This is a genomic window from Burkholderia cenocepacia, from assembly GCF_900446215.1.
GTDB classification, from domain to species: Bacteria; Pseudomonadota; Gammaproteobacteria; order Burkholderiales; family Burkholderiaceae; genus Burkholderia; species Burkholderia cenocepacia.
Genome location: NZ_UAQZ01000001.1, coordinates 1,232,009 through 1,252,284, shown reverse-complemented (window position 1 = coordinate 1,252,284; position 20,276 = coordinate 1,232,009). Strand labels below are relative to the sequence as shown.

Here is a 20,276-nt window from a genome sequence, read left to right as displayed (position 1 = left end):
GCGCCGCTTATTCGCGCGTCCACCCGTTCTCGTAAAGCCGCCCGGCCAGCACGCCGAGGCGCGACGCGAGCACGTAATTCTCGCCGTCCTCGATCAGCGCCGAGCGCACGTCGCGGAACAGCTTCTCGATCGGGAATTCGCGCGTGGTGCCGTTGCCGCCGAACAGTTGGAACGCCTCGTGCGTGATCTTCATCGCCTCCTCGGTCACGCTCACCTTCGCCTGCGCGGTCGCATACGGATGACTCTGCGGCGACATCCGCGAGAACGCGAGGCTGCGGCGCGCGATCGCGCGCGCCATCTCGAGCCGGCGCAGCATCTCGCCGATGCGCAGGTGCGTCATCTGGTGATCCATCAGCAGCGCGCCGCCCTGCTTGCGCTCGTGGCAATACGCGAGCGCCAGTTCGAACGCGGCCCGCGCCGCGCCGACGAACACCTGGCACATGTGCGTACCCGCATACGACCACGTCGAGGCGAGGTTGCCGAGATAGTCGTCCTTCAGCGCGACCGCGAAGCGCTTCGGCACCTTCACGTTGTCGAAATAGATCTCGCCCTGCGGCAACGAGCGTTGGCCGATCTTGTCGAGCGGCTTGCCGCGCGACACGCCGGGCAGATCGAGCGGCAGGATCATCGCGATGCCGTTCGTGAACGCGCTGCGCTCGCCTTCGCCGTAAAAGCCGTCGCCGTAATCGGCCGCCATGTACGCGAGCGCGACCTGCGCGACCGAGCCGTTCGAGATCCACGCCGAGCTTTGCCCGTTGATCACGATCTCGTCGGCGCCGACCTTCGCGGTCACGTTGCCGACCGGCTGCCGGCCGTTCCCGGCGAGTTCCTGCCGATACAGGATCGCCGCATCCGAGCCGCGATCGGGCTGCGTGTTCATCCAGCAGCCGACCTTGCCCGCGCACATCTCGATCAGTTCGGCGTTGCCGACCGTGTGCGCCATCATCAGCGGCATCGTGGCCGCGCCGATCGACACGGCGAGGCCCGAATCGCCCCAGCCGAGCTCCTCGCCGATCAGCGACTCGATGCGCACGGCCGTCTCCGGCGGAAACTGCGCGATCAGTTGCGGATCGAGCCCGAGCTTCGCGCTCTCGACGATCGCGGCCCAGTACGGAGAACCCGGGGCGATCACGTCCTCCGCCGTCATCCGGTCGAGCTCCCGGCCGATCGGCCGCAGCACGTCGCGCGCAAAACGATGAACCGTGTGCTGGATTGCGCTTTCCTCTTCGCTCAGCGGCGTCTCGAAGCCGGTCATGCCGACCACGGGCAGCGCCGCGGACTTGTTCAGACGAATCATCTCCGTTCTCCTCCTGGACTCGAATCATGTCGGCCCGGCCGCGGACGCGCCTGGCCATCCCACATCTAGTAATACATACCAAACATAGGTCATCATGACAAACGCAGGAAGCAAAAAAAAGACAGGGTATTCCCCTGTCTCGGTTCGCGTGGCCGCTGCAGGCTCGTGTGCTTACTTGCCGGCCGGAACCGTCAGCGTGCCGTAGGCGATCGCGCGCGACGTCGCCGCGAAATACGCGTCGAGCGCCTGCGTGTGCCGCCCGATGGTGCCGTACTGCATCGCGAGACCATCGGCCAGCGCGATCAGCATCGTGGCCGCATGCCGGCTGTCGGCCGCGCTGAAGGTGGGCGTGACCGCGCGCACCAGCTGCGCGAGGTCGCGCGTGAGCGCCGAATACCATTCTTCGCACAGCTTCAGGCATTCGGCGTCGGTCGCCGCGAACGACAGGAAATGCCGGAACAATGCGTTGTACTTCGCATCCTTCGCATCGGCGATCGAGCGCACGATGATCTCTTCGAACACGTCGCGTGGCGACGCATCGCTGCTGATCGCGCGCTTCATGTCGTCGAGATACGCTTCGATGACCGGCTCGATGACGGCCCGCAACACGGCGATCCGGGTCGGGAAGTAGTACTGCAGATTGCTGACGCTGATGCCCGCGGCGGCCGCAACCGCGCGCTGCGAGAATTCGAGCGGGCCGCCTTCCAGCAGCAGCTTGCGGGCAACGCGAATGATCGTGTTGCGCGTGCGCAGGCCTTGCGCCCGCAAGCCGTCGGTATTGCCCGCTGCGGCGGCGGCAGTCGAAGTGCGCCGCTTTCGGGGGCTGCGCTGCTCGTTGGACACTGTCATCGTGTTCGTCGTGAAGATGGCGTTTCGGCTTCGTCGAATGGACGCTCCGTGCCTTACGGAGCGCCAACGACTATACCCGATGCGCGCTGCATTTTCCATCGAGCCGCCCTTGCGCCGGGCGGGCCGGCCGGATGCACGTTGGCGCGTCGCGACGAGCGCGTGCGCCGCTACATCGGCCGCACCCTGCGGTTCACGCGTTCGTCGAGCAGGTTCGCGACGCCGAGCATCGCGGTCATCGCACACCATCGCAGCGGCTCGGGTGGCATCGAAGGCGTCTTGTGCGTCAACGCGTCGAGCACCGGCGATCGTCCATCGTGAATGCGCTCGGCCAGCACGCGCCCGATCAGCGATTGCGTGCCGACGCCATGCCCCGAACACCCGGCCGCGTAGAACACGTTTGCGTGCGCGCCGGCCGCGCCGACCACCGGCAACGCATCGCCCGCGAACGAGATGTAGCCGCTCCAGCACGCACGAACCGGCACGTCGCCGAGTTGCGGAAAGCGCGCGCGCAGCGTCTTCAGCAGCGCGCGATACGTGTCGCCGTCCGGCACGTTCGGCGTCTGCGAGCCGTATACGTAGTGCAGCCGCTTGGTGGTCAACAGCAGCGTGTTGCGCGCGGTCAGGCGGTGGCTTTCCATCGTCAGGTGCGACGTGACGATGCCCTCGCGATTCGGCCAGCCGAGCGCCGCGAGCTGCGCCCCGGACAGCGGCTCGGTCTCGAGCGCCGACACGCGCAGCGGCATCACCTTGTCGCCGAGCAGGCCGAGTTGCGGCGTGTACGCATTGGTCGCGAGCACCAGCACCGGCGCACTCGCGCTGCCGCGCGCGGTGCGCACGCGCACCGTCTCGCCCGCGTCGAAATCGAGCAGCGCGGTGTTCTCGTAAAGTTTCACGCCGGCCGCGAGCGCCGCGCGTCGCAAGCCCGTCACGTACTTGCCGGGATCGAGCGTGCCGCCGCCCGGCACGTACGCGCCGAACAGGAACGCCGGCGGAATGCCGCGTTCGCGCATCGCCGCACCATCGAGAAACTGCGCGGGCGAGCCGAGTTCGATGCCGGTGGCCATGCTCTCGCGCAAGCGCTTTTCCTGCGACGGATGCACGCCCGCGCGAATGATCCCCGACGCGCGGTAGTCGCAGTCGATCGCGTATTCGGCGAGCTTGCGTTCGACGTACGCGACGCCTTCGTCGTAGAAGCCGACGATCCGCCTGGCCTGTTCGTGGCCGACCCGCTTGAGAAACAGCTCGTATTCGAGCCCCTGGCCGCCGGCGAGATAGCCGGCGTTGCGCCCGCTCGCGCCAAAGCCCGCGAATTCGCGTTCGAGCACGACGACGCTCGCGCCGCGCGCGGCCAGTTCCAGCGCGGTGGACAGGCCGGCAAAGCCCGCGCCGACGACGATCGCATCCGCCTGCACGTCGCCCTCGAGTTCGGGTTGCGCACGCTCGGGCGGCTCGACCCAGCCGCCGACGGGGCGATACTTTCGCAACGCGGCGTCGGCGCGAATTTCCTCGCCCCAGCGCGCGAGCGGCCCGAGCGCATCGGCGCCCGCCGCCTGCATCGCCGCTGCCGCACCGACCCCGCCCGACGCCGGTCGCGTCGTCTGCCCTGCCTGCGCTACTTGCCCGAGCGCGATTGCGCCGTGTGCGTCGCCCATGTTCGCCTCCGTCAATCCCTGCTGAGAATGTGAATCGCCAGCGCCGCCTCTTCGACGCCCTGCAAGCCGCCGCCGTTCTCCTGGATCGCATGACGCGCGCCGTCCACCTGGCGTGCGCCCGCTTCGCCGCGCAACTGCGTGACCAGCTCGTACAGCTGACCGATACCGGTCGCGCCAAGCGGATGACCCTTCGATTCGAGGCCGCCCGACGTGTTGATCGGGATACGCCCGCCGAGCGTGAACTCGCCGCGCTCGGCGGCCGGACCGCCTTCGCCGAGCGGCACGAAGCCGAGGTTCTCGGCCTGGATGATTTCGCCCATCGCCGACGCGTCGTGCACTTCGGCCACGTCCATGTCCTCCGGCCCCACGCCGGCCTGCTCGTACGCCTGCAACGCGGCGAGCCGGCCGATGTGCTTGTGCGGCTCGTCGATGCGCCGCCGCGTGAAGCTGCGGATCACGCTCGCGGCGATCCGGATGCAGCGGCCGCGGTCGGCGCCGATGCGTTCCAGCCCTTCTTCCGTGCAGAGGATCGCGGCCGCCGCGCCGTCCGACAGCGGCGCGCACATCGGCAGCGTGATCGGGTACGTGATCGGTGCGGCAGCCAGCACCTCGTCGATCGTGAACGGCTGGCGAAACTGCGAGTACGGGTTGTGCACCGAATGCCCGTGGTTCTTCGCCGACACGGCGGCGATCTGCCGCTGCGTCGTGCCGTACGTGTGCATGTGATGCCGGCACAGCGCCGCGTAGATCTTCATGAAACGGCTGTACGGGCGGTCGGATTCCGAGCCGGGCGGTGGCTCGATCCCTTCGCCGAGCCGCGCGAGCATCGCGAAATTCTCGTCGACGCGCGACACGTCCCAGCCGGCGTCGAACAGCGCGAACGATTTCGCCTTGTCCGCGACGTTCATCTTCTCCGCGCCGAGCGCCAGCGCGACGTCGCACGCGCCCGACTGCAACTGCCGCACGGCGAGGTGCACGGCCGTACTGCCCGACGCGCACGCATTCTCGACGTTGAACACCGGAATGCCTTCGAGGCCGATCTTGCTGAACACGACCTGGCCGGGAATCGACAACTGCCCCTGCAGCGCGCCGTTGGTGATGCCCGCATAGAACGCGGCGCGGATCGCATCGGCGTGGCAGCCGGCGTCCCGCAATGCGCGCTGCAGCGCCTCTCTCGCCAGATCGTCGAGGCTGCGGTCGAGATGCCGGCCGAACACGGTCATCGCGATGCCTGCGATGTAGATGTTGCTCATCGTATGGAATCCGTATGAAGCAGTTTCAGATCCTGCGTTGCTGGCCTTGCCAGTACCGTTCGCGCAGGTCCTTCTTCAGCACCTTGCCGGCCGTGCTGCGCGGCAGCGCGGCGACGAAGTCGACGCTCTTGGGCGCCTTCACCGAGCCGAGCTTCTCCTTGCACAGCGCGACGAGTTCTTCCGCGCTCACCTGCTGCCCGGCATTGAGCTCCACCACGGCCTTCACCGCTTCGCCCCATTTGTCGTCGGGCACGCCGATCACCGCGCAGTCCTGCACGGCCGGGTGCGCCCAGATCACCTGTTCGATCTCGCTCGGATAGACGTTGAAGCCGCCGCTGATGATCATGTCCTTCTTGCGGTCGGTGATGTGCAGATAGCCGTCGCGATCGAGATGGCCGATGTCGCCGGTATGCAGCCAGCCGTCGACGATCGTCTCGGCCGTCTTGTCCGGCGCGCGGTAGTAGCCCTTCATCACGAGATCGCCGCGTACGCAGATCTCGCCGGTCTCGCCCTGCTTCAGCAGCTCGCCGCGCTCGCCGACGATCTCGACGCGCACCAGCGGATTCGGGCGGCCGACCGACGCGAGCCGCGCGTCGGATGCGAGCTGGCCGTCGACGAAGTGCTCGGCCGGCGTCAGGTACGAGATCGACGCGGGCGCCTCGGTCTGCCCGTAGCCGCCCGTCATCACCGGGCCGAACACGTCGATCGCGCGCTTGAGCTTCTCGACCGACATCGGCGCGGCCCCATACAGGAAGTAGCGCAGCGACGAGAAATCGACCTGCTCGATGCCGGGGATGTCGAGCAGCCGGTAGATCACGGTCGGCGGCAGGAAGAATTCGGTCACGCGATGCTTGACGATCGCGCCGAGCAGCAATGCCGGGTCGGGCTTCGGCAGCACGACCACCGTGCCGCCGCGCGCGGTGCACGGCAGCGACATCATGCCGGCCGTGTGCGTCATCGGCGCCGCGGCCAGATTGACCGGGCGCGCATCGTCGTACGTCATCGCGATCATGAATTGCGCGAAGTACGTCTGCAGCGAACGATGCGTGTTCATCACGCCCTTCGGCGCGCCCGTCGTGCCGCCCGTGGCCGACAGCGCGACGACGTCGTCCATCGCGTAATCGACGACCGGCGGCGTCGCCGGCTGGTGCTCGCTCCACGAAGCCAGCGACGGTGCCCACGGCAGGTCGGCGTCGAGGCACACCCACAGCCGGACCTTCGGCAGGCTCGGCCGCAGCGCATCGATCGCGGCCGCGAACGCGTGATGGAAGAACAGCACTTCGCAGTCGAACGCATCGAGCACGTACTGGTTCTCGGCCACCGCATTACGGCCGTTCACCGGGATATACGCGAGCCCGGCGCGCCACATCCCGAGCGCGCAGCTCCAGCCGATCACGTCGTTGTCGGCCCACACCGCCGCCTTCGCCTCCTTCGCGAAGCCGGCGGCGAGCAGCCCGTTGGCGATGCGGCACGACAGCTCGCCGATCTCCTGGAACGTGTAGTTGCGATCGCCCTGGATGTACGCGATGCCGTCGGGATTGAGCCGCCAGCCGCGGTCGTAGAAATCGATAATGGCCATGTCACATGTTCCGTTGGGTCGGGTCCGATGCGGCGGCGGCCATCACAGTTGCGTGACCGTCGCGCGCGCGAGCCCGCGCTGTTCGAGGAAGCCGAGCAGGTAGCGATGGCCGAATGCCTTCGAGCCGGACGCGAAGCCGGTGCGCGCGGTCTCGCCGTCGAGCAGCTTGAGCACGCCGGCCGCGTGAATCGCGCCCGTCGAGATGTATGGCGTGACGCCGTGCACGGTCGCGCGCACCGCCGCGAGCTGGCCACGGCCGATCGCGACATCGACGCTGCGCTGGATCGTCGTGCGCTCGCGCGGCGGCATCGTCGGCGTGGTCGACGCGACGACCTGCTTCAGCACTTCGTCCTGCTGCTCGCGCGGCAGGTGCTTGTATTCGGCTTCCCACTTCTGTCCGAACTGGTGCACCAGCTTCATCACGTTGTTGTCGTAGAAACCCACGCACGAGATGCAGCTGCGCACGCGCGCATCGTGCTCGAAATAGACGGGCAGCGACGTGCCGCCCCACGGCAGGCAGAACACCGGCTGCATCAGCTCCGGCGTCGCGACGGTGAACGACGCGTCCGCGGCGTGCGGCACGAGCGCCTTCTCCCACAGGTAGCAGGACTCGTGGCGCGCGCCGTCGAAGATCGTCGCGGTCGAACCGATGCTCACGCCGGCCGCGCCGCGCGGGCCGCGCGTCAGCGTGGCCGTCTCCAGCGCGTCGATGCCCGGCGTTTCGAGCGCGAGCTCGGCGGCGATCTCCGCGAACGTGTACATGTACGCGTTCGACGACGACGCCAGCAGGCCGGCCTGGCGATACTGCTCGCCGAACTCGTCGCGCACCGCACGGATATACGACTGTTCGCCGGTCGTATCGAGGTGGTGACAGCCGGCCTTCAGCGCGGCCTCGACGCCGACGAGCCCGAAGCTCGAGAACGGCCCGACCGTGTTGCACACCACCTTCGCCCCGCGGAAAGCCTTCACGAGCGCATCGACGTCGTGCTCCGCCTCGATGATTTCGTATTGCGCGGATTCGAGCCGCACGACGCGCTGCGCCATCATTTCCTTCGCGCGAGCCGCATTGCGCGCGACCGCCGTGAACGGGATGTTCTGGTCGATCAGCCAGTCCATGATCAACATGCCGGTGTAACCGCTTGCGCCATAAACGACGACGGGGTGCTTAGCCATGGTTGTCTCCTGAAACGTGAATTGTCGGGAACCGGTTCGGTTCGAGGTCGGGTACTGCTGCTTCGTATCCGGCGCGTTCTTTTGTAGAACACATTACCAATATTAGGTCACTATGACAAAGTAAAGCGTAAAGAAAAAGGCAGGGTATTCCCGGGCCTGGCGCGTTTCGCGCATCACTTCGCCGCCCCGTCCGGCGACAGGCCGGCCAGATAGTGCGCAACCGCACGCGTATCGTCGCCCGACAACGTCGCGGCCAACGCATTCATCGCGCCGGTCGGATCGTGCCGCTCGCCCGAGCGGAACGCCGCCAGTTGCGCTTCGAGGTAAAGCTGCCCCTGGCCGGCGAGGCGCGGGGCCGGGTCCTTGCCCGTCAGCGCCGCGCCGTGACACGCGCGGCAGCTTCGCGCCTCCACGAGCGCCATTCCCCGCTTGTCGAGCGCCGCGTCGGCCGGCACGGCCTCGTTGCGCGCCGGCGCTTGTCGCGCGAAGTAGGTCGCCAGCGCGGCGATCTTCGCGTCGTCGAGTTCGCGCGAAAGCGGCCCCATGTACGCGTTGCGGCGCTGGTTCGTGGCGAACGCGCGCAGTTGCGCGGCGAGATACGTGGCCGGCTGGCCGGACAGCGACGGATACCACGCGTTCTGCGACTGCCCGTGCACGCCATGGCAGAAGAAGCACGTCTCCTGCGGCTGCGGCCACGCGCCGCCGTTGGCCCTGTCGCCTTCGCCGATCGCGGTCATCGCCTTCTGGTAACGCATGCCGTCGACGAGGTCGGGGCCGTACAGCGTGCCGGCTGCCGCCACGCCCGCGATCACGAGCGCCGCGCCGATCATCCAGGTTCGTTTCATTCAGGCCTCCCCGCCGCGGCCGGCCAGTTTGCCGAGCGCCTGCAGCGCCGCACGATGCCCGGAGCGCACCGCACCGTCCATCGCGCCGGGCCACAGATCGGCCGTCTCGGTGCCCGACCAGATCAGCCGGCCGGCTTCCGGGCGCAGGAACCTGCCCCATTTCGTCCAGAACCCGGGCGGCAGCGGGTGGATGCACTGCAGCGTCCACGGATCGACGCGGCCCCAGTCGTAGTCGTGAAACTGCGTCGGGTGCAGCGCCTTGTCGCCGAGCGCGCGCGCGAAGATGGCCGACAGCGTCCGTTCGGCCGCCTTCGGTTCCGCCGGCAGTGCGCCCGGCGCGACGAACGCGGCGAGCACGCCGATCGAGCCGTCCGGCGGCGAGTTGTCGTACGCCATGAACACCGGGCCGCCGACTTCGAAGATCTGTCCGTTGTAGCCGTCGTCGCGCCAGAACGGCCGGTCGTACACGTGCACCGTCTTGCGCATCGGCGCATTCGCCGGCCAGTTCCGCTGCAACTGCGCGCGGCCGTCCGGCAGCGGCGGATCGAACACGATCTGCTGGCACAGCGCCGGATTGAGCGCGACGATCACGCGCCGCGCGCGCAGCACGCCGCGATCGGTCTGCACGTCGACCACGTCGCGATCCCAGCCCGAGATCTTGCGCACCGGGCAGGACAGTTGCACCTTCGCGCCGAGTTCGCTCGCCATCCGCAGGCTCAACACCTGCGAGCCGCCGACGAAGCGCGTTTCCTGTGCGCCGCCCTTGGTCGATTCGAGCTTCGCGTAGTCGCAATCGGCGCTGTTGATCACCGACAGGTAGTGCAGCAACCCGAGCTGGGCCGGTGCGCCGCCGAGCGACAGCTTCGCCGCGAGGCCGAGGAAGTAGCCGTCCTCGTAGGTCACGCCCTGCTTGAGCAGCCAGTCGCCGTAGGTGAGCTTGTCGAGCTCCGCCGCGTGCTGCGCGGTCCACGGTTCGCGCGACGGCACGCCGCGGGCGAGTGCGCCGAGCTTCGCGCCGATCGCGTCGTCGCCGCCCGAGCCGCCGTGGAAATCCTGGGCGACGCGTGCGTCGCCGGCCAGCACGACGGTCTTGCCCGCGTAATACGTCGGGAACGTATCGACGCCGAGTTCGCGCGCGAGATCGGCAATCGCCGTCTGCCCCGGCCCGATCCACTGGCCGCCGGCTTCGGACACCACGCCGTTGCCGAGATCGTGGTTGTAGGTGCGCCCGCCGACGCGATCGCGCGCCTCGACCACGACGAACGATTCGCATCCGGCGCGCTTCAGGTCGCGCGCGGCGGTCAGCCCCGCGAGCCCCGCGCCGATGATGACGACGTCGAACACGCCACGATCGGCGGATGCCGACGCCGCGCCTTCGGCGAACGACACCTCGCCGGTGGCGAGCGACGCGGCGCCCGCGGCCGCGGCGCGCAATATCCGCCGCCGGGCCTGCATGTCGGGCTTGTGCTTGCGCTTCATGTCAAGTGCTCCATGCTTCCTCGTTTTTCTCGATGGATTCAACTCACGGCGCGGCCAGCACGCCGTCCTGCGAAAACAGCACCGGCTTGCCGCGCGCGTCGATCAGCGCGGCGCTGAGGGTCGCGCGATCCGCGCGCTGCACGACGTCGAACGGGCCGCCGGCCACGCGCTGCGTCAGCACGAGGCCGTCCAGCCCGACGCCGGTCAACCCGCCGCCGCTCGCGACGAGATCGGTGATCGAGCTGCGCGTGCCGGTATGCAGCGCCGTCCACGTCGCGCCGCCGTCGCGGCTCTCGAACAGGCTGCCGAGCAGCCCGCCGACCACGATCCGGCCGTCCGGCATCGCGACGCCCGACCACAACGTGCCCTTGCCGCCCGTCGGCAGATAGGTCCAGTTCGCGCCGCCGTCGGCCGACTTGAGCACCATCCCCTGTTCGGACACGATGTAAAGCGCCTGCGCGGCGTCGGCGAACACGTGATAGAGATTGCGGTCGGCCTTGCCGCCGCCCGGTGGCTTCGGCAGCGTCGTGCGCGCCCACGTCCTGCCGCCGTCGTGCGTCTGCAGCATCAGCGACCACAGGCCGACGGCCATGCCGTCCCGCGCGCTCGTGAACAGCACCGAGAACAGCGGCTGGTCGACCGACGTATCGAGCCGCTGCGTGACCCACGTGTCGCCGCCGTCGTCGGTCGCGAGAATCGCGCCCCACTGGCCGACGGCCCAGCCGTGCTTCGCATCCGCGAACGACACGGCCGACAGCGTCGCCGCTACCGGCACGCGTCGCGCCTGCCGCCAGGTCTTGCCGTCGTCGTCGGACAGCAGCACGATGCCGTGCTCGCCGACCGCGACGATCCGCGTTCCGGCGCGCGCCGCGTCCATCAGCATCCGGTGCGCCGGCGCGGCCCACGCATGCGCGGGCTGCGCGGCCCAGGCCGCTACCGTTCCGTCCTGCGGTTGCGCGAAGGTCGCCGCGGCGGCGCAGAGCGCGGTACAGGCAACGAGCGTCTTGATCATGGATGAATCTCCGTAGTGGTCGGCACGCGGTCAGTGGCTGAACAGCACCGACCAGCCGGCATGCGCGACGCCGAGCACGATCGCGGGGGGCTTGTCGGCAACCTGCGCGGCCGCTGTCCGACGCCCGGCGTCGGTGTCGTTCGGCGATGGAGCCGCAGCCGGTTCGCCACCCGTGGTGTGGCGCACACTGACGCGTTTCACGTCGGTCGCGAACGCGTGGGCCGGCGCGGGCTGCTGCGCGACCGTTTCATGAAAGCGTGCGAAGGCGGCCGCCACGAGGCAAAGTGCGCCGCAAACAGCGAAGGTCTTGACCATGACTGGATCTCCGTCGGAATGTTCGTCTGCGTCAGTGGCTGAACAGGCCCGGCGCGCGAGCCGGCTTGCGGCGCGGGAACCCGCGCTCGAGCAGCGACGCGAGCGCGGGCAGCGCGGTCATCGCCATCACGAGGTTCACGATGAACATGAACGCGAGCAGCTTGCCCATGTCCGCCTGGAACTTGAGCGCCGAGAAACTCCACGTCGCGACGCCGATCGCCAGCGTGATGGCGGTAAAGATCGTGGCCACGCCCACTTCGAGCATTGCGTGCTGCACCGCCTTCACGATGTCCTGCCCGCCCGCGAGATGCACCTGCAGCCGGTTGTAGATGTAGAACGCGTAATCGACGCCGATACCCACCGCCAGCACCATCACCGGCAACGTCGCGACCGTCAGCCCGATCTGCAGTTCTTTCATGAACCAGTAGCCGATGAAGGTCGCGACCGACAGCGGCACGCAGCACGCGAGCATCGCGCGCCAGTCGCGATACGCGAGGAACACGAGCACCAGGATCGCCGCATACACGTAGAGCATCATCGGCAGCTCGCTCTTCTCGACTTCGTCGTTCGTCGCGGCGAGCACGCCCGCGTTGCCCGCGGCCAGCCGCACCGTGATGCCGGGGAACGGATGCGACGCACGGTATTGCTTCACGTCGTCGAGGATGCGGTTGATCGTCGTCGCCTTGTGGTCGGTCAGGAACAGGTGCACGGCCGTCATCCCGCAGTCGCGGCTCATGAAGCCCTTCACGCGGGACACGTCGACCGACACCGCGCTGTAGTTCTCGGCCGCGATCGGCACGACGTTCATCTTCGGGAAGTCCTCGTTGTAGCCCTGGTTGTACGCGCGCAGCATCGCCGAGTACGACTGCACCGACACGACGCCCGGCTCGGTCTTCATCGCGGCCGAGAAGTCGTCCTCGTACAGGCCGACCGCCGGGTTGTCGCACGCCTTGCCGGTCGACTCGATCGCCACCGTCAGCCAGTCGAGGCCCATGTCGTAGTTGCCGGCGATCGACGTCGCGTCGCGGTTGAAGCGCGCGTCCGTGCGCAGCTCCGGCGCGCCCGGCTGCAGCGTGCCGATCACGCGATCGCGGCTTTGCCAAGCGGCGAGCGCGAAGATCGCCACCGTCAGCGCGACGGTGACGCCCGCGTACTTCGGCTGCGCCACGCGGGCGAGCACGCGCAGCGGCTTCGCACGCTGCTGCGCGCGCTTCAGCGAATTGTCCGCATAGGTTTTCGTGAAGTTGAAGCACGATGCCGCGACCGGCAGCAGGATCAGGTTCGTCACGATCTTGTACGCGACGCCGAGCGACGCGGTGATCGCCAGCTCGCGCACCATCGGGATCGGGATCAGCAGCAGCGTGATGAACGACACGAACGCGGTGATCAGCGCGAGCACGCCCGGGATCAGCAGGCCGCTGAAGCTGTGGCGCGCCGCATCGAACGAACTCTGCCCGTGCGCGATCTCGCGGACGATGAAGTTCACCTGCTGCACGCCATGCGACACGCCGATCGCGAACACGAGGAACGGCACGAGCACCGCGAGCGGATCGAGGCCGAAGCCGAGCAGCTTCAACGTGCCGAACTGCCATACGAGCGACGTGAGCGAGCACGCGACCAGCAGCACCGTGAAGCGCACCGAATGGCAGTACCAGTACACCGCGAGCGTGGTCAGCAGCAGCGCGACCGCGCAGAAGCCGAGCACGGCCGTCGCGCCGTCGGCGATGTCGCCGATCTGTTTCGCGAAGCCGATGATCTGGATCTCGTAGCCGGCATCCTCGAACGGCTTGCGGATCTTCTCTTCGAGCAGATGATTGAACGCCACGTAGTCGAGCACCTTGCCGGCGCTGTCGCGTTCGTTCAGCTCGGCCGTGATCATCGCGCTGTCCTCGCCGTGCGACACGAGCGTGCCGACGTAGCCGCCGAGCGTCGTCGCGCGGCGAATGCTCTGCACGCGCTCCGGCGTCAACTGGTCGGGGGTGACCGTGCCCGGAATGATCGGCTCCGCGCGAAACCCTTCGTCGGTCACTTCGTTGACGAACGCGTTCGGCGTCCACAACGAGCGCACGCCGATCCGGTCGACGTTCGGCAGGTACGTGACGGCCTGCGTGACGTCGTACAGCCGCGTCAGCCCCTGTTTCGACCAGATCGAGCCGTGCTTGGCGCGCACGACCACCGTGATCCGGTTCGCGCCGAGCAGGTCGTTCCGGTATTGCTGGAACGTGCGGATGTACTCGTGCCCGATCGGCATCTGCTTTTCGAAACCGGCATCCATGCGCAGTTGCACGGCGAACACGGCCATCGCGACGGTGAACAACGCGATCGCCGCGAGCACGATCGCGCGGTGACCGAAGAAAAGCCCTTCCAGGCGACTGACCAGACGATTGAGCACGACGTTACCCCTTCATGTATTCCGGTGGCGTACGCCACCCGCCACCTGCCACCTGCCATCCGCCGCCGTCAGAAATTCCGCGTGACGAACAAGCCGACGAAATTACGGTCCGCATAAGGCTGGCCCACCGTGTTGTGGCCACCCCAGAACGAAGTGAAGTTGATGCCGGCCTGCCAGTTCGGCGGGTTCTGGTTGAACAGCACGTAGACGTTCAGCGACTTCGCACCCTGCACGTAGTTCGCGGTGAAGGTGGGCGTGTAGCCGTACAGGCCGGTCGAGAACGTCACGCCCGGCGTGACCTGCCAACCGGGAATCAGCGAGCCGTCGTAGGTCCAGTTGAAGTCGATCGTCGCGCCAACCGAGCTCGACGTGCCCTGCGCCATCCCGATCGGATAGCCGGCCGCCGATCCGTTGTTCAGCCACGGCAGGTAGCCGGTCTGCGGCACCTGCGTGACAGTCTGCCCGTCGATCGTGCGCGTCACGCCGCTCGACTTCAGCCCCGGGTAGTAGATCCACGTCAGTTCCCACGTCAGCGCGGCCGAATCGGCGCCGAGCAGTTTCAGGAACGGATACTCGCTGCGCGTGAGCGCGAGCAAGCCGTTGATGTCGTACTGGAACTTCTTCTTGTCGACCCATTGCTGACAGTCGATGCCGGCCACGCCGTTCGTGTTCAGGTCGAGCGGGCCGCCCGCGCCGTAGCAGCTCGACAGCGCGACCGCATCGCGCGGCCGGTACGACAGTTCGGTGCCGATCGCCCACGGCCCGACGCCGAAGTTCGCGCTGACGCCGAACAACTGGCGTCGGCCGAGATACGACCATTGCTCGGTGCCGTTAGCGAGCGACGCGAGCACCGGCGACTTGTCGGTGTAGTTCAGGTAGTAGAACGCGAAGTTCGCGTCGAACGCGCGCGGCGAATAGTTGAACTTCACGCCGAACTGCGGCCGGTATTTCGCCGGCAGGGTCGTCGTGCTCGGCAGGCCGATGTCGTTGAACGGCGGCCCGGCGTAGGCCCCGTTCACGAGCCCGTTCCTGATCGCGTTGAGCGTGTCCTGGTTGCCGGCCGCGCCCGATCCGCCGATCGCGTTCGCGATCGTGCCCGCGCTCGGGCCGGTCACGTTCAGGTTGTTCGTGTTGATCGTGAACGGCTCGGCACCGCGGCCGAAACCGTTCGTCACCGACCAGTACGAGCCGACCGGCGGGTAGCGGTTGCCGTTCCACTGGAACTGGTAGTAGGCCTCGGTGCTGAACCCGTGCGACAGGTCGGCCGCGAGGCTCACCATCGGCGCCGGCAGCAGCGCCTGCTTGAGCTGCGAGCCGGGGATCAGCAGCTTCTGCGTGTCGATGGAGTTGGTCGCGTTGATGCCGCTCTGCGCGAACATGCTCTCGCCCCAGTTGATCACCTGGTTGCCGAGCCGCACGTGCGCGTTGCGCCCGCCGAGCGTGAAATCCTTCTGCGCCCACAGGTCGAGCAGCTGCGCGTTGTAGACGACCTGCGCGGCCGCGGTGCTCGACAACGGCGTGCGGTTCGTGTTCTTGGCCATGAAGTCGTACATGCCCGTGCCGCGCACCATGAACTTCAGCCCTTCGCTCGGCATCTTCAGCAGCAGCTCGCTGGTCGCGCTGACGTATGTGCTGAACGGCTGGCCCTTGCGGTAATTCAGGTCGCCGTTGTCCGCATAGCCCCACTGGTTGGTGTTCGCGCCCGCGCCGCAGCCGAAGGCGTTCGGGTCGCCGGTGAGCGAGCAACTCGGGTTTTTGGTCCGGATGCCGGCGCCCGCCGTCAGGTTCGTCACCCACGAACCCTGCACGGCGCCGCCGCCCACCGTGAAGTCGTATGCATACGCGCTCGACGTCGCGGCGCTCGCCATCGCCACCAATATCGTAGTATTCCTGAACAATCCTGCCGATTCCATGACCCACCTCCGCCCCTGTTCGATGCCGGCGCACGATCGTTGCGCGCGCCGGTCCTTGTATCCGTCAGCCGGTGATCGTCACCGTTCGCTGACCGAGCGCAGCGATTCCGCCGTGTAGAAATCCTGCTTGAAGCGCGGATCGTCGGCCTGCCCGAGCCAGCGCACGTCCTTGCCCTGTCCGATCGACGTCGCATCGAGCACATAGCGGCCGTTGTTCATGTCGTACTGCGCGAGCGGCTCGTTGTCGCAGGTGCCGCCGAGCTCCCACACCGGAATCGGATAACTCTCCCGCACCTTCCACAGCTTGCCCTGCGCGTCGTAGTCCTCGCCTACCAGCGCGAGCCAGCTGTCCTCGTCGAGATAAAACACCTTCTTCGACGCAACGTGCCGCGCGCTCGGCTTCAGCGCCGCCTCGACGACCCACACGCGGTGCGTCTCGTAACGGCGGTTCGCGGCCGCGACGCCGTCCGGCGTCGCGACGTCGTGCAGCTTGCTCTTGAACCTGTACATGCCGAACGCGTTGTACGGAACGATCATTTCCTTCTTGCCGACCAGCTTCCAGTTGAAGCGGTCGAGCGAGCCGTTGATCATGTTGCCTTCGTCGATCAGATACTGGTTCTCGAAGCCGATCAGAGGTGCGTCGTGCGTGTAGGCCGGCATGCGTCGCACGCGGCGCTGGCCGGGGAAGTAGTAGTACGTCTCCGAGGCCTTGTCGAAGTACTGGCGCTGCACGAACGCCTGGCCAGCCAGCGCGGCCGGCGAGTTCATCTGGAAATACACGGCCGCGCTGAGCTGGTCGACGTCCTGCGGCGAAAACTTGCCGAGCTTGGCGGACGGGAAGTACAAGGTCTGCGGGCCGATCGCGTCGATCCATTCGCTGCTGCCCGGTCGCGGCGATACGGTCGTCACCATCTGCGCCCAGTCGACGCCTTCGCCGCGATAACGCATCTCGTAGTTGAGCATCGCCTCGACGCCGTTCTTCGGTTGCGGGAACGGCACGCCCGGCAACACGGCCGACGCGAGCGTGTCGCCGGCCGGGCCGAGCTTCGCGGCCGTGAGGTTCGCCTTCGAGTTCTGCTCGGCGGCATCCGGCAACTGGCATTCGCGGTGGGACGGGTAGACGTCCATCCGGTAGCCCTTCTTCTGCTTGATCAGCGCGACCTGGCCGGGCGACAGCTTGTCCGCATACTTGTCGACGTTCGCCGCGTCGATCGAGTAGAGCGGCTTCTCGTTGCGATGCTTCCAGAAATCGCCGCGCACCTTGCCCCACTCCCAGCCGGCGTCGGGCGACTGCTTGCCCGCATAGGCCGGCACCGCGCCGTCCTTGCTCGCCGAGCGGTCGGCGCCGGCCGGCGTCAGGTCGTCCGCCGCGACGGCGGTGCCGATCGCGACACATGCAGCGGCCGCGATCGCGGACGTGGTCCAGAAACGATGCTTGTTCATCATGGTTCTCCTTGCTGCTCCGCCTTCGCTCGCCCATCCCGGACGAAACGCGTTTGTTTCGATCGTCACCGTCAGCCGACGATGACGTCGCTCCGTGATCGAGGCTGGCCGGGGTTCCGGCCAGCCGCCTCAGCGCCATTCCGATATCTTTCGTCAGGACTGCGATTCGAATGGAACGCAGATCCGGCGAAAAACCCTCGTGCCTTCCGTCAGCCCTTGCCGGACCCGGCCACCGCCACCGCACGAATCTCGACGCACAATCCCGGCAGCGCCAGTTGTGTGACGCCGACCGCCGTCCACGACGGATAACGGTTCGGAAAATACACGTCCTTGACCGCCGCGAACGCTTCCGTCTCGCGTTGCAGATCCGTGTGGAAGGTCGTCAGTTCGACGACGTCGGCGAGGCTCGCGCCGGCCTCCTGGAGGATGGCCTTCAGGCACTCGAACGCGATCCGCGCCTGCGCCTGCACGCCGTCGGCCGGCTGCATCTGCGCGTCGAGGCCGACCTGGCCCGACACCCAGATCGTGTCGCCGACGCGTGTGGCCGGCGAGAAGTGGTACGCGTCGTACCACGGCTGGAACGCAGCCGGCACGATCGATTGCCGCTTCGGGGTTGCTGTCATGACGAGTTCTCCCGGTTCAGACGAGTTGACGGAAACATGGCGCGCGGAACGGATCGCCGGCCTTCAGCGCGGCGAGCTCCTCGACGAACAACACGCCGGCCGGCGTGAATCCCGAGCGGCTTTCGTCGGGCAGCGGGCTGAACACCGCGTCGTCGCCGAAAAAGCGCAGCACGAGCGTGTGGCGATCGGGGAAATCGGCATCGACCGCGCCGCCGCCGTGCAGCACGCCCGGATGGAGCAGCAGCACGTCGCCCGGCTTCGTTTCCCACGACAGGATGTCGTACGCGTCGGGCGCCACGCGACGCTCGGCCTCGATGTCCGGCAGGCGTGGCCACACGTCGCCGCCATGCAGCGGGTCGGTCGGATCCTCGGCGTTCTGGAACGTCGTGCCGTCATGCCGCACACCGTGATGCGAGCCGCGCACGATCTCCAGCGCGTTACGCTTCGGCACGTGTTCGAAGCTGATCCACGCGTTGCCGAAATGCATCCCCTGCCACGGCAGGTACGACGTGTCCTGATGCCACGGCGAGCGCGCGCTCTTGCCGCCGGCCTTCATGAACAGCTCCTCGGCGAAGTACCACACGTGCTTCGAGCCCCACAGGTCGGCGAACAACGGCCCGAACGGCAGCGTGCCGACCAGCGCGTCGAGCCGTTCCTTCGCGTATGGGTTCGCGTTGTCGTTGTGCGACTTGTATTCGGTGCCGTCGAGCAGCGTCGTCGCCATCGGGCCCGGGTTCTCCATTCCCCAGTCGTACACCGCGCGGCATTGCGCGAGTTGTTCGTCGTCGAGGACCCCTTCGACGAGCACGGCTCCGTCCTCGAAGAACGCCTTTCGCTTCATTGCATCCATCGTCTATCTCCCGATTCGTTCAGCCACAACCGGCGGTTCGTCTTCGCTGCCGGCCCCTCAGTAGAACATGATGACTATGTTAGGTCATCATGACAAAAATAATGAAAAGAAAAAGACGGGGTATTCCCTGTTTCGTCTGCATGATCGAACGGGCGTCGCTGCCCGCCGCCGGTCCGTCATGACAAACGGCTTTCGGCCTTCATACTGGCGCACGACAACGCACGCCCCTCGTTTCTGCGCGCCTTCATCGACGCAGGTGGTCGAACACCGTGTGCGTGATGAAGCCAACCAGTACCGCGTCGGCCAGCGCATCGACCGCGCCGTGCGATTGCATGCCGTCGCACAGCGCGGTCAGGCCGAGCGCCAGCACCCGCGTGGGCAACGGCAGCGACACGCCGGCCCGCGCGGCATACGCGTCGATGCACGCGGCCGCGAGCGCCTGGCGGTCTCGCAGCAACGCGCCGAAGCGCGCACGGAACCGCGGATCGCGCGCCGCCTGGAGCTGCGCGTCGAGCCACATCAGGTGCACCGCACGCTGGGTCGCACCCCTTCGCCAATACGCGAGCATCGCGCGCTGCGCATCGTCGGCCGGGTCAGGCGAACCGACGATCCGCCGCAATGCCGCGGCAGCCTCGTCCCGATCGCGGCGCAGCAGCTCGAACAGCACGTCGGCCTTGCCGCCGAAGTTCGAGTAGAACGCGCCACGCGTATGCCCGGCCGCCGCCGCAATGTCTTCCACGCTGGCGGCCGCATAGCCTTTCTCCGCGAGGATCGCGCGCGCGGCGCCGAGCAGGCGTTCGCGCGTCGCATCGCGCCGCTCGGCGCGGGTCAGGCGAACCGGGTCCATCCGCGCGCTCCGCGATCGGCGCGACCGGACCGGCAAGCGGTGCGAGCCACCCCCGTCTCCTCAGCAGAGCTACTCATTTCGGATACGACAACACGCCGGCACCGGTCCGACTGCGCCCCTTCTCCCGCTCCAGCGCACCATACGCGTAATAGAGCGCGACGGTCAGGTACGACCAGGTCAGCAGCGCCAGTACATAGAAGTTGAAGACGACGTTGGTATCCTCGCCGGGGATCCGGTAGAAATCGTAGATGCACGCGATCGCCTGCGAAGCAACGAGCGCGAGCGTCGTCGTCAGCGCATGGAGCGCGTGGCCGGCACGCGCGAGCCGCCACGCGAAACCGGCGAGATAGATCGACATCAGCGTCCACATCGCCACGTAGAAGTACGGCAACGCGTGCTGCAACACGCCGGCCACGAGCGCGATCGTCCCGAGCGTTGCAAGCACGAACAACGTCACGTCCTGCCGTATCGACGGCCGGTAGCCGTGGGTGACGGCCATCAGGCCGGCGACCGCGATCACCGGCATCCCGAACCCGCGCGAGAACGCGTCGAGAAAGTGCGAAATGAAGTACGACACCGGCGATTCGGTCGCGAAGAAGATCACCGCGTTGGACGCGGAGATCGTCACGATCCACCACTCGAAGCCGAGCAGGAAGTTGCGCTTGCGCACGAACTTGAAGCCGTAGACGCCGGTCGTCGCCGCGAGCGTCGCGCTGGAAAGACAAAGGACAAGTGATCTGTGATCCATGGTTCG

At 67.4% G+C, this 20,276-nt stretch carries 17 protein-coding genes; all 17 read right to left on the bottom strand.

The features are described from left to right. Positions 1-7: 7 nt before the first annotated feature. The 17 genes from DTA15_RS05825 to DTA15_RS05745 all read right to left on the bottom strand — a co-directional run bounded on the left by DTA15_RS05825 (position 8) and on the right by DTA15_RS05745 (position 20,270). Positions 8-1,297, bottom strand: a complete 1,290-nt coding sequence (locus tag DTA15_RS05825; RefSeq protein ID WP_006483116.1) for an acyl-CoA dehydrogenase family protein — start codon at positions 1,295-1,297, stop codon at positions 8-10. 171 nt (positions 1,298-1,468) lie between these two features. Continuing rightward, positions 1,469-2,146, bottom strand: coding sequence for a TetR/AcrR family transcriptional regulator (locus DTA15_RS05820; RefSeq protein WP_171983951.1), 678 nt, complete (start codon positions 2,144-2,146; stop codon positions 1,469-1,471). A 167-nt stretch (positions 2,147-2,313) separates the two neighbouring features. Beyond that, positions 2,314-3,798, bottom strand: coding sequence for an NAD(P)/FAD-dependent oxidoreductase (locus DTA15_RS05815; protein WP_006483078.1), 1,485 nt, complete (start codon positions 3,796-3,798; stop codon positions 2,314-2,316). 11 nt (positions 3,799-3,809) lie between these two features. Then, on the bottom strand, positions 3,810-5,051 hold the full coding sequence (locus tag DTA15_RS05810) for a thiolase family protein (protein ID WP_006483108.1): 1,242 nt from the start codon (positions 5,049-5,051) through the stop codon (positions 3,810-3,812). A gap of 25 nt (positions 5,052-5,076) precedes the next feature. Further along, positions 5,077-6,630, bottom strand: a complete 1,554-nt coding sequence (locus tag DTA15_RS05805) for a class I adenylate-forming enzyme family protein (RefSeq protein ID WP_006483114.1) — start codon at positions 6,628-6,630, stop codon at positions 5,077-5,079. A gap of 42 nt (positions 6,631-6,672) precedes the next feature. Then, a complete protein-coding gene (locus tag DTA15_RS05800; protein WP_006483094.1) occupies positions 6,673-7,803 on the bottom strand; it encodes a saccharopine dehydrogenase family protein in 1,131 nt (376 codons plus the stop codon). Between the two features lie 173 nt (positions 7,804-7,976). Further along, positions 7,977-8,648, bottom strand: a complete 672-nt coding sequence (locus tag DTA15_RS05795) for a c-type cytochrome (protein WP_012493013.1) — start codon at positions 8,646-8,648, stop codon at positions 7,977-7,979. After that, positions 8,649-10,127: a flavin monoamine oxidase family protein gene (locus DTA15_RS05790; protein ID WP_006483082.1), complete on the bottom strand. Its 1,479-nt coding sequence runs from the start codon at positions 10,125-10,127 to the stop codon at positions 8,649-8,651. It abuts the gene before it with no gap. 43 nt (positions 10,128-10,170) lie between these two features. After that, positions 10,171-11,139, bottom strand: coding sequence for a WD40/YVTN/BNR-like repeat-containing protein (locus DTA15_RS05785; protein ID WP_006483091.1), 969 nt, complete (start codon positions 11,137-11,139; stop codon positions 10,171-10,173). 30 nt (positions 11,140-11,169) lie between these two features. Further along, the gene (locus DTA15_RS05780; protein ID WP_006483100.1) at positions 11,170-11,454 is read right to left on the bottom strand and encodes a hypothetical protein; all 285 of its coding nucleotides are present in this window, start codon (positions 11,452-11,454) and stop codon (positions 11,170-11,172) included. 31 nt (positions 11,455-11,485) lie between these two features. Then, positions 11,486-13,846 (bottom strand): efflux RND transporter permease subunit, encoded by a 2,361-nt coding sequence (locus tag DTA15_RS05775; protein ID WP_006483117.1) that lies wholly within the window; start codon positions 13,844-13,846, stop codon positions 11,486-11,488. Between the two features lie 68 nt (positions 13,847-13,914). After that, positions 13,915-15,759: a DUF1302 domain-containing protein gene (locus tag DTA15_RS05770; protein WP_006493156.1), complete on the bottom strand. Its 1,845-nt coding sequence runs from the start codon at positions 15,757-15,759 to the stop codon at positions 13,915-13,917. 78 nt (positions 15,760-15,837) lie between these two features. Further along, a complete protein-coding gene (locus tag DTA15_RS05765) occupies positions 15,838-17,205 on the bottom strand; it encodes a DUF1329 domain-containing protein (protein ID WP_006483079.1) in 1,368 nt (455 codons plus the stop codon). A gap of 206 nt (positions 17,206-17,411) precedes the next feature. Continuing rightward, complete coding sequence (locus tag DTA15_RS05760; protein ID WP_006483096.1) at positions 17,412-17,825, bottom strand: RidA family protein; 414 nt, start codon at positions 17,823-17,825, stop codon at positions 17,412-17,414. 16 nt (positions 17,826-17,841) lie between these two features. Further along, entirely contained in the window at positions 17,842-18,675 is an 834-nt protein-coding gene (locus DTA15_RS05755) for a phytanoyl-CoA dioxygenase family protein (RefSeq protein ID WP_006483085.1), read from the bottom strand. A 244-nt stretch (positions 18,676-18,919) separates the two neighbouring features. After that, a complete protein-coding gene (locus tag DTA15_RS05750; RefSeq protein WP_006483112.1) occupies positions 18,920-19,522 on the bottom strand; it encodes a TetR/AcrR family transcriptional regulator in 603 nt (200 codons plus the stop codon). A 73-nt stretch (positions 19,523-19,595) separates the two neighbouring features. Next, positions 19,596-20,270 (bottom strand): hypothetical protein, encoded by a 675-nt coding sequence (locus DTA15_RS05745; protein WP_006483093.1) that lies wholly within the window; start codon positions 20,268-20,270, stop codon positions 19,596-19,598. Between the last annotated feature and the right edge of the window lie 6 nt (positions 20,271-20,276).

What these genes read in the sequence shown, in the direction of transcription:
- DTA15_RS05790 (WP_006483082.1), bottom strand. Translation starts at nt 10,127, where the DNA reads ATGAAGCGCAAGCACAAGCCCGACATGCAGGCCCGGCGGCGGATATTG.
- DTA15_RS05815 (WP_006483078.1), bottom strand. Translation starts at nt 3,798, where the DNA reads ATGGGCGACGCACACGGCGCAATCGCGCTCGGGCAAGTAGCGCAGGCA.
- DTA15_RS05780 (WP_006483100.1), bottom strand. Translation starts at nt 11,454, where the DNA reads ATGGTCAAGACCTTCGCTGTTTGCGGCGCACTTTGCCTCGTGGCGGCC.
- DTA15_RS05745 (WP_006483093.1), bottom strand. Translation starts at nt 20,270, where the DNA reads ATGGATCACAGATCACTTGTCCTTTGTCTTTCCAGCGCGACGCTCGCG.
- DTA15_RS05760 (WP_006483096.1), bottom strand. Translation starts at nt 17,825, where the DNA reads ATGACAGCAACCCCGAAGCGGCAATCGATCGTGCCGGCTGCGTTCCAG.
- DTA15_RS05810 (WP_006483108.1), bottom strand. Translation starts at nt 5,051, where the DNA reads ATGAGCAACATCTACATCGCAGGCATCGCGATGACCGTGTTCGGCCGG.
- DTA15_RS05795 (WP_012493013.1), bottom strand. Translation starts at nt 8,648, where the DNA reads ATGAAACGAACCTGGATGATCGGCGCGGCGCTCGTGATCGCGGGCGTG.
- DTA15_RS05805 (WP_006483114.1), bottom strand. Translation starts at nt 6,630, where the DNA reads ATGGCCATTATCGATTTCTACGACCGCGGCTGGCGGCTCAATCCCGAC.
- DTA15_RS05800 (WP_006483094.1), bottom strand. Translation starts at nt 7,803, where the DNA reads ATGGCTAAGCACCCCGTCGTCGTTTATGGCGCAAGCGGTTACACCGGC.
- DTA15_RS05785 (WP_006483091.1), bottom strand. Translation starts at nt 11,139, where the DNA reads ATGATCAAGACGCTCGTTGCCTGTACCGCGCTCTGCGCCGCCGCGGCG.
- DTA15_RS05750 (WP_006483112.1), bottom strand. Translation starts at nt 19,522, where the DNA reads ATGGACCCGGTTCGCCTGACCCGCGCCGAGCGGCGCGATGCGACGCGC.
- DTA15_RS05755 (WP_006483085.1), bottom strand. Translation starts at nt 18,675, where the DNA reads ATGGATGCAATGAAGCGAAAGGCGTTCTTCGAGGACGGAGCCGTGCTC.
- DTA15_RS05770 (WP_006493156.1), bottom strand. Translation starts at nt 15,759, where the DNA reads ATGGAATCGGCAGGATTGTTCAGGAATACTACGATATTGGTGGCGATG.
- DTA15_RS05820 (WP_171983951.1), bottom strand. Translation starts at nt 2,146, where the DNA reads ATGACAGTGTCCAACGAGCAGCGCAGCCCCCGAAAGCGGCGCACTTCG.
- DTA15_RS05765 (WP_006483079.1), bottom strand. Translation starts at nt 17,205, where the DNA reads ATGATGAACAAGCATCGTTTCTGGACCACGTCCGCGATCGCGGCCGCT.
- DTA15_RS05825 (WP_006483116.1), bottom strand. Translation starts at nt 1,297, where the DNA reads ATGATTCGTCTGAACAAGTCCGCGGCGCTGCCCGTGGTCGGCATGACC.